Source organism: Methanosphaera cuniculi, assembly GCF_003149675.1.
Lineage (GTDB): Archaea > Methanobacteriota > Methanobacteria > Methanobacteriales > Methanobacteriaceae > Methanosphaera > Methanosphaera cuniculi.
On the sequence record NZ_LWMS01000020.1, the window covers coordinates 41,644 to 57,243 of the forward strand.

General features: G+C 29.9%; 12 protein-coding genes. 8 read left to right on the forward strand and 4 right to left on the reverse strand.

All coding sequences use genetic code 11. The features are described from left to right. Positions 1-87 precede the first annotated feature (87 nt). Positions 88-870: a flavodoxin family protein gene (locus tag MSCUN_RS03590; protein ID WP_095607848.1), complete on the reverse strand. Its 783-nt coding sequence runs from the start codon at positions 868-870 to the stop codon at positions 88-90. A 412-nt stretch (positions 871-1,282) separates the two neighbouring features. Here MSCUN_RS03590 and ileS point away from each other — a divergent pair, with 412 nt between their 5' ends. The 4 genes from ileS (at position 1,283) to dcm (ending at position 9,708) form a co-directional block, all read left to right on the forward strand. Continuing rightward, on the forward strand, positions 1,283-4,456 hold the full coding sequence (ileS, locus tag MSCUN_RS03595; RefSeq protein WP_095607849.1) for an isoleucine--tRNA ligase: 3,174 nt from the start codon (positions 1,283-1,285) through the stop codon (positions 4,454-4,456). 128 nt (positions 4,457-4,584) lie between these two features. Then, a complete protein-coding gene (gene purL, locus MSCUN_RS03600; protein ID WP_095607850.1) occupies positions 4,585-6,759 on the forward strand; it encodes a phosphoribosylformylglycinamidine synthase subunit PurL in 2,175 nt (724 codons plus the stop codon). A 145-nt stretch (positions 6,760-6,904) separates the two neighbouring features. Next, on the forward strand, positions 6,905-8,194 hold the full coding sequence (locus tag MSCUN_RS03605; protein WP_095607851.1) for a site-2 protease family protein: 1,290 nt from the start codon (positions 6,905-6,907) through the stop codon (positions 8,192-8,194). A gap of 191 nt (positions 8,195-8,385) precedes the next feature. Next, positions 8,386-9,708 (forward strand): DNA (cytosine-5-)-methyltransferase, encoded by a 1,323-nt coding sequence (gene dcm, locus MSCUN_RS03610; RefSeq protein WP_095607852.1) that lies wholly within the window; start codon positions 8,386-8,388, stop codon positions 9,706-9,708. 1 nt (position 9,709) lies between these two features. Here the strand turns inward: dcm and MSCUN_RS03615 are convergent, their stop codons facing one another. Then, entirely contained in the window at positions 9,710-10,042 is a 333-nt protein-coding gene (locus tag MSCUN_RS03615) for an NgoBV family restriction endonuclease (RefSeq protein WP_282956250.1), read from the reverse strand. 235 nt (positions 10,043-10,277) lie between these two features. Here MSCUN_RS03615 and MSCUN_RS03620 point away from each other — a divergent pair, with 235 nt between their 5' ends. Then, a complete protein-coding gene (locus tag MSCUN_RS03620) occupies positions 10,278-10,904 on the forward strand; it encodes a cobalt-precorrin-7 (C(5))-methyltransferase (RefSeq protein WP_095607854.1) in 627 nt (208 codons plus the stop codon). Between the two features lie 296 nt (positions 10,905-11,200). Here the strand turns inward: MSCUN_RS03620 and MSCUN_RS03625 are convergent, their stop codons facing one another. Both MSCUN_RS03625 and MSCUN_RS03630 read right to left on the reverse strand, forming a co-directional pair. Then, entirely contained in the window at positions 11,201-11,449 is a 249-nt protein-coding gene (locus MSCUN_RS03625) for an ATP-binding protein (RefSeq protein ID WP_095607855.1), read from the reverse strand. A 61-nt stretch (positions 11,450-11,510) separates the two neighbouring features. Then, positions 11,511-11,759, reverse strand: coding sequence for a DUF362 domain-containing protein (locus MSCUN_RS03630; RefSeq protein ID WP_095607856.1), 249 nt, complete (start codon positions 11,757-11,759; stop codon positions 11,511-11,513). A gap of 293 nt (positions 11,760-12,052) precedes the next feature. Between MSCUN_RS03630 and MSCUN_RS03635 the strand changes: the two genes are divergently transcribed. The 3 genes from MSCUN_RS03635 (at position 12,053) to cfbD (ending at position 15,559) form a co-directional block, all read left to right on the forward strand. Next, positions 12,053-13,246, forward strand: a complete 1,194-nt coding sequence (locus tag MSCUN_RS03635) for a redox-regulated ATPase YchF (RefSeq protein WP_095607857.1) — start codon at positions 12,053-12,055, stop codon at positions 13,244-13,246. An 85-nt stretch (positions 13,247-13,331) separates the two neighbouring features. Further along, on the forward strand, positions 13,332-14,501 hold the full coding sequence (locus tag MSCUN_RS03640) for a nucleotide sugar dehydrogenase (RefSeq protein WP_095607858.1): 1,170 nt from the start codon (positions 13,332-13,334) through the stop codon (positions 14,499-14,501). Continuing rightward, positions 14,501-15,559, forward strand: coding sequence for a Ni-sirohydrochlorin a,c-diamide reductive cyclase catalytic subunit (gene cfbD, locus MSCUN_RS03645; protein WP_095607973.1), 1,059 nt, complete (start codon positions 14,501-14,503; stop codon positions 15,557-15,559). The genes MSCUN_RS03640 and cfbD overlap by 1 nt, the downstream gene beginning before the upstream one ends. Positions 15,560-15,600 lie beyond the last annotated feature (41 nt).

Below are 15,600 nucleotides of genomic sequence, written 5' to 3' on the forward strand. Positions count from 1 at the left end.
ATTCTTATTATTTAAAAATTAATATTATTTACCTTAAATATTAACATTCTATAGTAAAAAAAAGGGGGTTCTTTTTTTAAATTTTTACTATTTTTCTGATTTTACTGTATTTTGTTTAAGAAAACCTTGCATCATCTTGTAAAATATCTTAAATGGAAGCTTTTTAACTACATTACATGGTATTTGTGGACAATATTCATCATTTAACATATCATGTTTTTTCCAGTAGTGTGTATCTTTAGCAACATGATTATTATATGCCATTGCTCTCCATACATTGTATGAATATAATGCTTTCATTGATGGTGAATAAAGTTTCTTATTCATAATATCTTCATAGAATTTATCAGTTTGTTTATATATTTCATCTATTGTTTTATATGGTAGTTTTCCATCTGGTCTATATGCATTTATGAAGCATAACTTGTATCTCTGATTATATCCAAAGCTTTCTAATGTTTCATCCATATATTTTCCCACTTTTTTTGCTCCCATACCTGCTGTTGTAACTATTATCATTGCATGTTTTTTAAAAAAGTAGGGTCTATGATAAAAGTATGCAAGATGATCTATGAATGTTTTCATAAGTCCTGATACATTAAGTGCATATACAGGTGTTGTTATTATAAGTCCATCACATTTTTTCATCTTTTCTACTATTGGTTGTATTTTATTTGCATGTGGACATGTATCTTCTCCATTTATAAAGCAGTTAAAACATCCAATACATTGTGAAATATCTTCATCAATTAGGTTTACTTCCCAAAATTGTGCTTCCTTTTCATGATCTGATAATCTGTTTTTTGCTCGTTCTACTATTTTCCATGTGTTTTGGTGTCTTGGACTTCCATTTATTATAAGATATTGCATTTTGAAAAAAAATCTCCTATGTATTTTTTTTTGAGTATTATTAATATTATTTTTTAATTTAAGAAATTTAAAATTTTTTTTATGAAAAATATAGTTAAATATTAGGTTAACTAATTACATAGATAATAATATAATATAAACTTATAAATGATTAATAAAAAAAAATGTTCACATCTAAATCCATTTTTTTATATGTTAAAACAATTTTTTTGATGAAAATTAAAAAATCATATACAATATATGGAAATTTTTATGTGAAATATAAAAAAAGGAAAATTATTCATCTATCTAAAAAAAAGATAAAAAACCATAAACTCATTTGAATGAATACTAAAAAAAAACCTTTTTTTAAACAAAAAATATTTACTTTTAAATAACACAATAACAAAAAAGAAATAGGAGTATAAAATAAATGCCGATAAATGAGGTAGAACAAGGATATAATAGTAAACTTGAAAAAGATATCCAAGAATTCTGGAATAAAAATGAAATATTCCAAAAAGTCAACAAACTACGAGAAAACCGTCCAAAATACTCATTTTTAGACGGACCACCATACTGTAGTGGAAGAATACACCTAGGAACAGCATGGAATAAAACAATAAAAGATGCATTCCTAAGATACAAAAGTATGAACGGCTACAGCTTAAGACGTCAAGCAGGATGGGATACACATGGTCTTCCAATAGAACATAAAGTAGAACAACTTCTAGACATAAAAAGCAAACAAGAAATTGAAGAAAAATATGGAATAGACAAGTTTGTTGAAAAATGTAAAGAATTCGCAGTCCAAAACAAAGAAGATATGACAAAACAATTCAAAGAAATGGGAATCTGGATGGACTGGGATGACCCATATGTAACATATGATAATGGATATATGGAATCATGTTGGTGGACACTAAAAGAAGCTGATAAAAAAGACCTGCTAGTTGAAGATAAACGTGTAATTACATGGTGTCCTCACTGTCAAACAGCACTTGCAAATGCAGAAATTGAATACGGAGATCAAATAGATCCATCAATCTATGTTAAATTTAAACTAGAAGAACAACCATACTCAGATGCTGATACATACATACTTATCTGGACAACAACACCATGGACAATACCAGCAAACATGGCAGTAAGTGTACATCCAGACTATGAATACAGTTACGTAAAAGTATATAATGATGAAACTGGTAAAGATGAAATATTAATCATGGCATCAGAACTTGTTGATAGTGTACTTGGTGATGTTGAAAAAACAATCATAAAAACTGTGAAAGGATCTGAACTTGAAAACCTAGTATATGAACATCCACTAGCTGATAAAATACCAGAACAACAAGAATTCATACACAAAGTAATACTTGGTGATCATGTAACATTAGAAGATGGTACAGGAGCTGTACATACAGCACCAGGACATGGACCTGAAGATTACGAAGTAGGAATGAAAAATAACATACCACCATTTTGTCCAGTAGGAGAAGATGGAGTATACACCGAACAAGCAGGTATCTATGAAGGAAAACCAATAAAAGAAGCAAATCCTGAAATAACACATGATCTACTACATGCAGGAGCATTAATGCATGAAGGTACAATAGATCACAGAGTAGGATTCTGTTGGAGATGTAAAACACCAATTATATACATAGCAACACGTCAATGGTTCATCAAAGTAACAGAAATTAAAGATCAAATGCTTAAACAAATTGATGAAGTAGAATGGGTACCAGAATGGGCTGGTGAAAGCAGATTTAAAAACTGGGTAGAAAATGCACGAGACTGGACAATATCCAGACAAAGATACTGGGGAATACCACTACCAATCTGGACATGTGATGAATGTGGAGAAAAAATAGTAATAGGATCAAAAGCAGAACTCATCGAAAAATCCGGCGACATAACACTAACAGGTGACTTCATACACAGACCACATGTTGATAACATTACTATTGAATGTGAAAACTGTGGACATACAATGCATCGTGTAGAAGATGTTCTTGATGTATGGATAGACTCAGGAGTAGCAGGATGGGCAGCACTACACTACCCACAAGATCCATCAGAAAACTTTGAAGAATGGTTCCCATATGACTTCATAACAGAAGGACACGACCAAACACGTGGATGGTTCTACTCACAACTAGGACTAGGAGTTGCAGCATTCGGAAAAGCACCATACAAAAAAGTACTAATGCATGGATTTACATTAGATCAAGAAGGTAAAAAGATGAGTAAATCCCTAGGAAATGTTGTATCACCTGAAGAAGTAATAGAAAAATATGGAGCTGACATTCTACGTTTCTACTTACTTGATGCAAACAAAGCATGGGATGATCTAAAATTCCACTGGGATGAAGTACAAAACTCAGCAAAACTATTTAATATACTATGGAATGTATATTACTTCTCAACAACATATATGAGTCTTGACAACTTTAATCCTACACTTTATAACAAAGAAGATTTACACTTCCGTGATGAAGATCTTTGGATAAGATCAAAAATTAACTCATTAATTAAAAATGTAGGATTAGACCTTGAAGATCTAGAATTTAACCGTGCAACAGCAAAAATATCAGAATTCATACTAGAAGATCTAAGTCGATGGTATGTAAGATTAATACGTGGAAGAACATGGGTAGAAAGTGATGATCCAGACAAGTTAGGTGCATACTATACACTATATAACACACTAAAAGACTTAACTTGTGTTCTTGCACCAATAGCACCACATATAGCAGAAGAAATCTACCAAAACATTGTAAGAGAAGTAGAAGAAGATGCACCTGAAAGTGTACACATGCTTGACTGGACATATGATGAAGATGAAATAGATCTTGATCTTGAAGAAAACATGAATTACATACGTGACATATTAGAAGCTGCAGCACATGCACGTGATGTAGCAAGATTCAAACTAAGATGGCCTGTACAAAACATTACAATTGTAACAGAGGATATGAAAGTAAAAGATGCAATTGAATCACTTGAAGAAATCTTCCTAGAACAAGCAAACACCAAACAAATCACAATCGAAGAACAACTAGATAATGCAATAATCATAGCAAAACCAAACATGGCAATACTAGGACCAAAACTCAGAGGAGACCTAGGACGTGTAAAACAATACTTCGAACGTGATGATGTAGATGGATCAGAAATACAACAAGACCTAGAAGCTAATGGAACATACACAATACACTTTGATGATAAAGACATAACACTAGAAACTGATGAAATACTCTTTGAAAAAGAAGTACCAGAAAATCTTGTAAGCTGTGAATTTAACCAAGGAAGTGTATATGTAAATACAGAACTTACAGATGAAATATACTCAGAAGCAATGGCACGAGAATTAATACGTCGTATCCAAGATATGAGAAAAGACATGGACTTAAATGTAGAAGCAAACATCGATGTAAAACTCAAATGTAGTGACAAATTCCAAAAAGCAGTAGAACCACACATTGACTACATATCAAATGAAGTACGTGCACAAACACTAGAATTTGGAGACGTTGAGTTTGATGGATACATGAAAGACTGGAAAATTGAAGATGAAGAACTAAAAATATCAATAACAGAATAGATTATAATATTCTTTCTGTTAACCTTTTTTTTTACTTTTAATAGCAAAAAAGTAAAATCTAAAAAAAAAAGAAACTAAAAATAATAATATAAAAAAAAATAATAATAATTAAAAGGTTGTATGAGTTTATGGTTTTAACTGATAATGAACTTGAATATATAGAAGATGTATTAGGACGTAAACCTAATGAATTAGAACTTGGAATGATGGATGTAATGTTCTCAGAACACTGCTCATATAAAAGTAGTAGACCAATACTAAAAAACTTCCCAACAGATGGACCTGATGTAATACTAGGACCTGGAGATGATGCTGGAATTGTAAGTTTAACAGATGAATATGCACTTGCAATAGGAATGGAAAGCCACAACCACCCATCAGCAGTCGAACCATATGGAGGAGCAGGAACAGGAATTGGTGGAATAGTACGTGATATTATAAGTATGGGAGCAAAACCAGTAGTACTACTTGATGCACTAAGATTTGGACACATGTCAGATCAAAGATCTAAATACATATTTGATTATGTTGTAAAAGGAATCTCAGACTATGGAAATCGTATAGGAGTACCAACAGTTGGTGGAGAAATTGAATTTGATGATAACTTCCAATATAATCCAATGGTAAATGTTGTATGTGCAGGACTTGTAAAAAAAGATGAAATAGTATATGGATCAGCACCAGTAGTAGGAGATGTATACTTCCTTATGGGTGGAACCACAGGACGTGATGGAATACATGGTGTAACATTTGCATCAGAAGAACTAACAAGTAACTCAGAAATAGAAGATAGACCAGCTGTACAAGTAGCAGATCCATTTACAAAAAAACGTGTAATGGAAGCAACATATGAAATACTTGATACTATTGATGTACATGGAGTAAAAGATCTAGGTGGAGGAGGTCTAACATGCTGTTTATCTGAAATGGCAGATAAAGGCGGAAATGGATCACTTATTGATCTTGAAAAAATACCACTACGTGAAGAAAACATGACACCATATGAAATCATGCTATCAGAATCACAAGAACGTATGGTATTTGCAATATCACCAGATGATGTAGAAAAAGCAACTAAAATATGTGAGAAAAACGATCTTTCATGTGCTGTTATTGGTACAATTATAGATAAACGTGAATTTATAATAGAAGATAATGGTGAAGTAATTTGTCATGCACCAAATGTATTATTTACAGATGCTCCTATTATAGAACGTCCTGCAAAAGCACCTGAAAAAGATCTTGATCATGTAGAAATACCTGAAACAACTAATGCACAAGAAGATTTAATTAAATTACTTAAATCAGAAAATATTACAAGTAAAAAATGGGTTTACAGCCAGTATGATCATGAAGTACAACTAAGAACAGTAGTAAAACCAGGTGATGATGCAGCAGTAGTAAAAGTAGATGAAGATACATCATTTACAATTGGTACAGATTGTAATAGTACTCATGTACTACTTGACCCATATGATGGAGCAGCATCAGCAGTACTTGAAAGTATAAACAACTCAATTAGTATGGGAGGACGTCCTATAGCATTAGTTGATTGTCTAAACTTTGGAAATCCTGAAAAACCTGAAGTATTCTGGCAATTTAAAGAAGCAGTTCGTGGAATGAGTGATGTAGCACGTAAATTTATCACACCATTTATCAGTGGAAATGTAAGTTTCTACAATGAAACAGAAGGTGTAACAGTAAATCCATCACCAATTGTTGGAACAGTTGGAGTTGTAGATAATAAAAATATTAAAACTATGACACTTAAAAACGATGGAGATATAATTCTTCTTGTTGGAAATACATATGATGAACTTGATGGATCACAATATGCAAAAGAAGTACATGCAACAGTAGCAGGATTCCCACCTATACTAAGACTTGATGAAAACTATGCAACATCAATGGCAATACGTACAATAATTGAAAATCAATCAGAAAATATAACAGCAGTACATGATTTATCTAAAGGTGGACTTGCTGTTGCAATAGCATTAATGTGTATTAATAGTAATAAAGGAGCATTTATTAGTCTTAATAATATACCATCAAAAGAAGATCTTACAACAACAATGCAGCTATTTTCAGAATCTAACAGTAGATTCCTTATAACTGTTAAACCAGAAGCACTCTCAACAATTAAAGATGCTCTAACACAACTTGGTATTGCTCATGCTGAAATTGGAGAAGTTGTACCATCTGATCTTACAATTAAAAAAGATGATGATGAACTTATACATCTTAGTGTTGATGATCTCGTTAAATATAATACAACAACAATTGAAGATCAAATGACATAAAAAGTTTTTTATACTAATTCACCACCATTTTACTTTTTTTTTATTATTTTTTTAAGAAATATTATATGATAAATTATATTAAATATTAGAAAATAGAAAAAATATTTTATAAAATATTTAAAATTTTTTTGAGGTAAATTTTTTTATGAATGCATTATATTATTATGCTATTGGTTTTATCATTGTATACATAATTGCATTTGCACTACGCAAAAAGCCTTACATATCATTTGAAGGTATTGTTATAATGCTTAAAACTGATAAGCTACGTGGAGTTATAGATAGAATTGCTGGTATCTCACATGGCTTTTGGAAGAAGTTTACAAATATTTTAATGCCTATTGGTGTATTTTTCATAATTGTAATGGTAATTAGTGTTATTTATTCATTACAACTTATGTATACACAACCTACAGTTTCATTAATTTTACCTGGTGTTGATATTCCAGGATCTCCTCTTTATATTCCATTTGGTACAGGTCTTATTGCTCTTGCTACTGTTATGATTATACATGAGGGAGGTCATGGTGTTCTTGCTCGTGCTGAAAATATTAGTATTGATTCTGTTGGATTATTACTTTTAGCTGTTATTCCAGGAGCATTTGTTGAACCAAATCAACAGGAAGTTGAAAAGGCAAATGGTATAAGTAAGCTTCGTGTATACTTTGCAGGTCCTATGGCAAATATTGTATTATGTGTCATAGCTTTTGTTATTATGAGTGGTATTTCAGGATTTATGGCATCAGAAAACTTATATACATCAGATGGTATGGAAATATCAAGTGTAGTACCATCAAGTCCTGCTGAAGGAGTATTAAAAGATGGAATGATTATAACAAGTATTAATAATCAAACAACAAATAACTACTCATCCTATATAAAAGCACTTAATAATACACATATAGGTGATAGAATTAATATAACAACAAATACGGGACATTATAATCTAACATTAGCTGAAAGTCCATCAAATTCAACAAAGTCGTACATGGGAGTTCGTAGTGGAGAACATAAGATAATAACACCTGAAGCCCAAAAGAAATATGGAACATGGCTACCATCAATACTACCAACACTTGAAGAATTATTTTCATTAATTTTCCTACTAAACTTTGCTGTGGGAACATTCAACCTACTACCAATGAAACCACTTGATGGTGGATTAATACTTGAAGAAATACTAAAAACACGTATACGTGATGATAGACGAAAAGAATTTAATGACACACTAAATCATTACACACGACATTTACCAATGTCAATACGATGCTTTATAAGTAGACGATTTAATAGTCTATTAAACTTCATAGCTAATCATCCAATAAGTGATGAAAAAGTAGCAATCATAATGAGAGCAATATCAACATTCTTCATTGTAATACTACTAATGCTTATAATCTATGGAACAGTACCAGGAATACTACAAATGCTATAACATACTTCAACACCTCATTTTTTCTACTTATTTTTTTTTGATTATTCATATTATAAAAAAATTTAACTTATATAAGTAAAATATAATTATAACATAGTTATTTTTAGAAGTCCGAATAAAAAAAAATCTATTAAAAACTATTTATCAAATACAAAAAACAATATAATTAAAGGTATAGAAGGTTTAATTCAATGGAAAAAAATATTATAAAGTTTGTTGACTTATTTGCTGGATTAGGTGGTCTTAGAATTGGTTTTGAAAGTGCTTTTAATGATTTAGGATATAAAACACAGTGTGTCTTAACATCTGAAATTAAGCCTCATGCAATTAGAGCATTAAAAGAAAATTTTAATGATGAGGATATCCAAGGTGACATATGTAAAATAAAATCCGAAAAAATACCAGACTTTGATTTTTTACTTGCTGGATTTCCTTGTCAATCATTTAGTGTAGCTGGAAATCAATTAGGTTTTAATGATACAAGAGGAACATTATTTTTTGAAGTTGAAAGAATTCTACGTGAAAAAAAGCCCTATGGATTCATACTAGAAAATGTTGAAGGATTAATTACCCATGATAAAATAAAAAAAACAGACAAAATAGGTAGGACTTTAACAATAATATTAAATAATCTAAAAAATCTAGGATATAAAGTTACATGGAAGTTATTAAATAGTAAAGATTTTGGAATACCGCAATCAAGAAAAAGGATTTTCATAGTAGGGACAAAAGATAAAAAAATTAATTTAGATCATTTTAATAGTAAACAAAGTGTTTTATCTGAAATATTAGAAGAAAATAAACCAACAAAAAATACTAAGTTTACAAGATGTATATTAAAACATTATAAACCTGAAGAATTATATGGAAAAGCTATTAAAGATAAAAGAGGCGGAGAAAATAATATTCATAGTTGGGATATTCAAATAAAAGGAAGCGTATCTCAACAACAAAAAGAGTTACTTGAAAAAATGCTACGTGAAAGAAGAAAAAAACACTGGGCTGAAGATATTGGAATTAAATGGATGGATGGAATGCCTTTAACAAAAGATCAAATTTCTACATTTTATGATTCTGAAAATCTTGAAAGTATGCTTATTGACCTTGTTAAGAAAGGTTATCTTGTTAAAGAATATCCAAAGGATTTAGTTAAAGTAAAATCTAAAAATGGAAAAGAAATAAGTAAACGATGTGAAGATAAAAGTAAACCTAAAGGATATAATATTGTTACTGGAAAATTAAGCTTTGAATTTACAAAAATTCTTGATCCTAATGATATTGCTCCTACACTTGTTGCAACAGACATATCAAGAGTAGGTGTTATTGATAATAAAAAAATAAGAAATATTACAATTAGAGAAGGTCTACGTTTATTTGGATTTCCAGAAGATTATAACTTATCAATGTTTAAAAATGATAGTAAAGGAATTACAAAGGCTTTTGACTTACTTGGTAATACCGTTGTTATTCCTGTTGTATATGAAGTAGCAAATAAAATAGCTTTAGAATTATAAGTTAAAAAATAATATTTTTATGATAATATTTCTCATAATTATTATAAAATTCTTCTTTCCATTTTTGTGCTACTTTTTCACCTTTTTCTAATTTAATAGTTTTAAGTAGAGCTTTTAGAAAATCAGTTTCGTTTTTAAAGACACATTCTTTATCATATTTAAAGTTAGAATTTGGTCTTATATTATATATTTTATTTTGTTTTACTTGAAGTTTTAAAGGATATTTTTTAGAAGTTCCTGTAATTTCCCAAATTTCTTTAAGCCATATTTTTTGAATAGATATTAGTCCATCATTCATTGTATAACCAAAGATTAGATAATTCGTTTTTAAGATCTTTTCTTAAACTTTTAAGAATGTATGTTGCTGTAACTTTTTTTTGAATAAGAATCCCCTTCTTTTTTTTCATATTTATTTATTATCTATCAAAAAGAACAATTATTTAATGTTTTATAAAAAAAATTAAATAAGATAATTATATTAAAAATACAGAAAAGATAAAATATTTAACAGTTTAATAAACTTATACATAAGATTATAATTTTAAATAATTATAGAGGATTTAGATAGTATGACTAAAAAAATGAACATAGTAGGAATAGGACCAGGAGATCGTGAATATCTAACAATAGGAGCACTTGAAACAATAGAAAACTCAGATGTACTAGTAGGAAGTAAAAGATCACTAGAACCATTTGATTATCTTGATGCACAAATGGTAGTACTTGAACCACGAGACATTCCAAAAACAGTGAAAAAAGCAGTATCATACTTAGATGATGGATTTAATGTAACAATACTTTCAACAGGAGATCCAGGATTTTCAGGAATGCTTAAAACAATGCAGAAACTATCACCAAAAACAAAACTTAATGTAATACCAGGTATAAGTTCAATACAATTAGCATCAGCAAAACTACAAATACCATGGGATGATGCAAATCTCATAACAATACATGGAGGACGAGCACCAACAGAGAAACTACTCAAAGAACTTGATGAAAATAAGAAAAACATAGTACTACCAAATAGACATATAAGTGAACTTGCAGAATATCTTATTGATCATGGATATAGTCCAGAACATGAAATAATAATCTGTGAAAAACTAAGTTATCCTGATGAACAAATAGTACATGTAACACTAGGTGAAGCTAGACAAATGGAATTTGGTTACATGTGTATTGTAGTAATATAATACTACTATAAAGAAAAAAAATCTTTTTGATAGTGTTAATTTATACTATCAAATTTCATCTCCACTAAAATCTTTATTATTTAAAGAGCATATTTTTTTTTAACTTATTATTTTTAACTATACTTCCATATGAAAAAATAAGAATTATTATTATAAAAAAATTAAATATAAGTTTCCCCAAAAAAAAATGAGTTTTCAAATGAAATTTATATTATTGTAAAAAAAATTATAAAAAAAAGAAAAAGAAAAAGCATTAAAAAATTATCTTTTTAATAGCATATTCTTCCTATAATGTTTTAATCATCAAGTTGCACTACTTCATCTACGTATTTTTCTGATAATTTTTCAGCTTCTGGATCTATACTTGATTGAACTTCAACTATTGCTTCTACCGGACATACTTTAGCACAAGCTCCACAACCTGTACATTTTTCTGGATTGATTTTGTATGGATTTCCTTCTGTTATTGCATCAAATTGACATGCATCAAGACATGGTCCATGTCCACAGCCTTCACATGCTGTTGTTACGGTATAAACTACCATTATTAATCACCTACTTTATTTCCTTTTTTTTGATTTCAATTTTTTTTATGTGTATTTTTTTTTAGTCGTCAAGTTGTACTACTTCATCTACGTATTTTTCTGCATATTTTTGTGCTTCTGAATTAATACTTTCTTGTATTGGTACAATTGCATCTACCGGACATACTTTTACACAAGCTCCGCAACCTGTACATATTTCCGGATTGATTTTGTATGGATTTCCTTTTGTTATTGCATCAAATTGACATGCATCTAGACATGGTCCATGTTCACATCCTTCACATGCTGTGGTAATTGTATATACTACCATTTTTATCACCTATATTTTTTATTTTGATATAGACTACTTTTAAATTAATTATATTTTAAGATTTCCATAGTTCATTTTAGGTTATACTAAATATAAGAGCTTAAATCAACTAAATTTTAATATTTACGACCATAAAATACTAACTTTTTTTTATTAACAACTAATTTTAATTAGAAAAAAGATAAACATATATTAGAATACTAGAAAAATTACAATAAAAAAAAAATTGTTTTAATTTAAATAAAGATAATCATTTTCAAAAAAAAAATATTTTTCAGGAGGAAAAAAATAACATGTTACAAATAGCAGTAACAGGAAAACCAAACGTTGGAAAATCATCATTCTTTAACTCAGCAACACTATCAGAAGTTGAAGTAGCAAACTACCCATTTACCACCATAGATGCAAATGCAGCAATTGCATATGTAACAAGTCCATGTCCATGTGGAGAACTAGAAGTTACATGCAACCCAAGAACAGGAAAATGTGAAGAACACATTCGCTACATACCAGTAGAATTAATAGATGTAGCAGGTTTAGTACCAGGAGCACATGAAGGAAAAGGACTTGGAAACCAATTTCTTGATGATTTAAGTCAAGCTCGAGCATTAATTCATATAATAGATGCATCAGGATCAACAGATGCTGAGGGAAATCCATGTGAAGCTGGAAGCCATGACCCACTAGATGATGTAAACTTCCTAAAAGGAGAAGTAACCATGTGGGTATACTCAATACTTGAACGTAACTGGCCACGACTCATACGAAAAGTTATGTCAGAACATCTTAACTTTGCAAAAGTAATAGCAGAACAACTAAGTGGAGCAGGAGTATTTCTTGATGATGTACTAGAAGCTGAACGAAGCATTACCGATACAAATTATGATAAATGGGAAAAAGATGAAATACTAGATTTTATTGAAAAAATACTAGAACATGCAAAACCAATCATAATTGTAGCAAACAAAATAGATACACCAACTGCATATGAAAACATACAAAGACTACAAGAAAAATATGACCAAGTAATACCAACAAGTGCAGAATCAGAACTCGCATTAGTAAATGCACAAAAAGCAGGACTTATCAAATACCAGTCAGGTGATGATCATTTTACAATAGTTGATGAAGCTAAATTATCAGATAAACAAAAAGCAGCTCTAATGTATATTGATGAAAATGTTCTTAAAAAATATGGATCAACCGGAATACAAGAAACACTAAATACAGCTGTATATGATGTGCTAAATGAAATTGTAGTATATCCTGTTGAAGATGAACATAAATACTCAGATCAAAAAGGAAACATACTACCTGATGCACTACTAATACCAAAAGGATCAAATCCACGAGATCTAGCATACTGTATACATACAGATATAGGTGAAGGATTTACCCATGCAATAGATGCAAGACGAAACATGAGAATATCAAGTGAACAAGAACTAAAACAATCAGATATCATAAGTATAATATCAAATAAATAGAAACTATACAAATTATTATTACTTATAAAAAAAAGGGGATTAGTGGGAAATAAAATAAAAAAAAAATAATAGAGATGATTCTAAAATGAAAACAATAATATACCCAGATAGTCAAACTGATCTTAAAAAATATGAAAAACTAAACACAGATCTAAAAATATATAATAAAAACGTCCAAATAAACGATACTCAAATTACTAAAGATGACACAGATCAGACACTTCTTGAAGCTGATGTAATCATACTAACACAAAGCTGCATTAACACTGGTAAATATAACCTAGAAAACATAAAACAAGCATGTGAACAAATCAGAGAATTTGTAGATGAAAATAAAACAATAGTATTTGATACACCACTTCCACCAAGAAGTGTATATAAAATGTCAAAAGTAATAGATGATCTTGGAATCATAAAAGATATGAACCTTGCATATATAACACATATAGATGATGATACACAACTAATAGGATATTCAAATGAAAATACAAAAAACCTAATAACAGATCTATATAAAGACATGGCATTAAAAACTGAAACAACAAATAATATACAAACAGCAGAATGTGTACCAATAATACAAAATGCATACAAAGACACATTAATAGCACTAGCAAACCAAACAGCTATATTATCAGAAGCTATAACTATAGATTTAATTGAAGCAATAAAACTTGCAAATATGAATAAAGATATCAACCTTCTTAATCCACAACCAGTACTACATAATGATATAATACGAGATAGCCAGGAAATTGTAAATCTAGCTGATGAATATGGAGAAGCAGCACAACTATCACAAACTACACGTGATACAAACAACTATGTAGCATACCACGTTGCATACATGGCAGAAAAAGAACTATACCTAAAAGAACATTTAGCAATGTTTGAAACAACAGTAGCAATACTAGGAATAACAGAAGATCCAAAACTCATAACAGAAGATAACAACGTATCATTAATATTAATAGATGACTTTGTATCACGAGATGTAGATGTATTAGTATGTGATGATAAAATACCAGAAGAAATAATCCAAAAACATGGAGCAAAGAAAATAACACTAGATGAAGCATATGAAGCTGATTGTATCATCATAATGACAGATGATCCACAATTTAAAAATTTAGAACATGATAAAGTACAAAAAGTTGTAATATCAGCACTACCAATACTTAATAAAGATGAATTTGATGATAAAGAATACTCAAGTGTTGGACAATACAGACTTAAAAAAGAGGAAATGTTATGATACACCCAAGACCAAGTCCAATAGCAGCAGCACTTTATACTCTACGTGATCTTCAAGTTGATGTAATAATAATGCATGGTCCTGCAGGATGTTGTTTTAGAACAGGACGCTTGCTTGAAGATGATGGAGTACATGTAATAACAACAGCAATGAATGAAAATGATTACATCTTCGGAGCTTCAAATAAACTAATTGAAACAATACATGAAGTAGCAGACACATTTAAGCCTAAAAAAATTGGAATTGTTGGAACATGTGTAAGTATGATAATAGGCGAAGATATGAAAAAAGCAGCACAAGAAGCTGCAGAAGATTTTGATATAATTATCGTTGAAACACATGGAGGAGTAAGTGCTGGTGATAACACAACAGGTGCAATAGCAACACTAAAAGCTGCAGAAGATGCAGGAGTAATAAATCACAAAGAAGTAGAACGACAAAGTGAAATGCTAAAAAAAGCTACTGAACTTGAAAAAACACGTGGAATGGCAAAAGGTGAATACATAGAACCAAATTATGGAGATAATAAAGTAAAAGTAGCAAAAATAATACTTGATGCAATGAAAGATAACAAGAAAGTAACAATAGTATTAAATGCTAAAAAAGAAACAAGCTACCTATTTGCTGATATTATGACTATAAACTGGCAAGATTATGATCTTACACCACCAACATACATTGCAAATACAGATGAAACAATTGGACTTAACTACATTCAAAAACATGCAAAAACAGTGAATGAAACAATCAGCAAACCAGTTGACTATACAACCGGGGGACTTGATGAATATCCAATAACAGGTATTAAAGCTGAAGAAATACTAAAAGATCTTAATTCTGATGTAACAATAATACTAGGAGTTCCACATGCTGTAAATGTAGCAAATATACCAGGTATGACAATAGCAGTTACAGATGGACCAAGACTTGTAAAACCATTACAGGAAATGGGTTATGACTACGTTGTAACAGAACTAGATGCACATTCAAAAACACTTGGTGTGGATAATATTGTAGAATCAGAATTTGCACAAACACTACGTGGAATAATCGAATAAAATATATAAAATTAAAAAACTTTTAAAAAAAATAGCTAAAA

What these genes read in the sequence shown, in the direction of transcription:
- MSCUN_RS03625 (WP_095607855.1), bottom strand. Translation starts at nt 11,449, where the DNA reads ATGGTAGTTTATACCGTAACAACAGCATGTGAAGGCTGTGGACATGGA.
- MSCUN_RS03620 (WP_095607854.1), top strand. Translation starts at nt 10,278, where the DNA reads ATGACTAAAAAAATGAACATAGTAGGAATAGGACCAGGAGATCGTGAA.
- MSCUN_RS03630 (WP_095607856.1), bottom strand. Translation starts at nt 11,759, where the DNA reads ATGGTAGTATATACAATTACCACAGCATGTGAAGGATGTGAACATGGA.
- MSCUN_RS03590 (WP_095607848.1), bottom strand. Translation starts at nt 870, where the DNA reads ATGCAATATCTTATAATAAATGGAAGTCCAAGACACCAAAACACATGG.
- MSCUN_RS03635 (WP_095607857.1), top strand. Translation starts at nt 12,053, where the DNA reads ATGTTACAAATAGCAGTAACAGGAAAACCAAACGTTGGAAAATCATCA.
- dcm (WP_095607852.1), top strand. Translation starts at nt 8,386, where the DNA reads ATGGAAAAAAATATTATAAAGTTTGTTGACTTATTTGCTGGATTAGGT.
- purL (WP_095607850.1), top strand. Translation starts at nt 4,585, where the DNA reads ATGGTTTTAACTGATAATGAACTTGAATATATAGAAGATGTATTAGGA.
- MSCUN_RS03605 (WP_095607851.1), top strand. Translation starts at nt 6,905, where the DNA reads ATGAATGCATTATATTATTATGCTATTGGTTTTATCATTGTATACATA.
- ileS (WP_095607849.1), top strand. Translation starts at nt 1,283, where the DNA reads ATGCCGATAAATGAGGTAGAACAAGGATATAATAGTAAACTTGAAAAA.
- MSCUN_RS03640 (WP_095607858.1), top strand. Translation starts at nt 13,332, where the DNA reads ATGAAAACAATAATATACCCAGATAGTCAAACTGATCTTAAAAAATAT.